1 rRNA gene is annotated in these 697 nt (G+C 48.5%); it reads left to right on the forward strand.

Going from position 1 to position 697, the window contains the following annotated elements:
* Window positions 1-168: 168 nt before the first annotated feature.
* Window positions 169-697: ribosomal RNA gene (locus LZP73_RS19195) — 23S ribosomal RNA — on the forward strand; the annotation flags it as partial.

Genomic DNA, 697 nt, shown 5'->3' on the forward strand with positions numbered 1-697 from the left:
AACCGATGTAAGTGTGGAAACACTTGCATCATGAGTTCTCAAAACACTTTATTGAGTGTCTTGAATATTCAAAATCTAAGGCGGTCCATCTCCTACCCGGAGATGAGACAAGTAAAACCAAGCTGGTTGCAATGCGACTCGGGTGAGTGAAACTCATTTGGGTTGTATGGTTAAGCGACTAAGCGTATACGGTGGATGCCTTGGCAGTCAGAGGCGATGAAGGACGTAGTAACTTGCGAAAAGCGTTGGCGAGCTAGTAACAAGCATTTGAGCTAACGATGTCCGAATGGGGCAACCCAGCAGCATAAGCTGTTATCTGTACATGAATACATAGTGTGCAGAGGCGAACCCGGGGAACTGAAACATCTAAGTACCCGGAGGAAAAGAAATCAACCGAGATTCCCCTAGTAGCGGCGAGCGAACGGGGATTAGCCCTTAAGTCTATGGGGTGTTAGTGGAATGGTCTGGAAAGTCCAGCGGCACAGGGTGATAGCCCCGTACACGAAAACTAACCGTAGATGAAAACGAGTAAGGCGGGACACGTGATATCCTGTTTGAATATGGGGGGACCATCCTCCAAGGCTAAATACTCCTGACTGACCGATAGTGAACCAGTACCGTGAGGGAAAGGCGAAAAGAACCCCTGTGAGGGGAGTGAAATAGAACCTGAAACCGTATACGTACAAGCAGTGGGAGC

The sequence above is a fragment of the Shewanella sp. AS16 genome, assembly GCF_021412365.1.
Classification (GTDB): Bacteria; Pseudomonadota; Gammaproteobacteria; order Enterobacterales; family Shewanellaceae; genus Shewanella; species Shewanella salipaludis.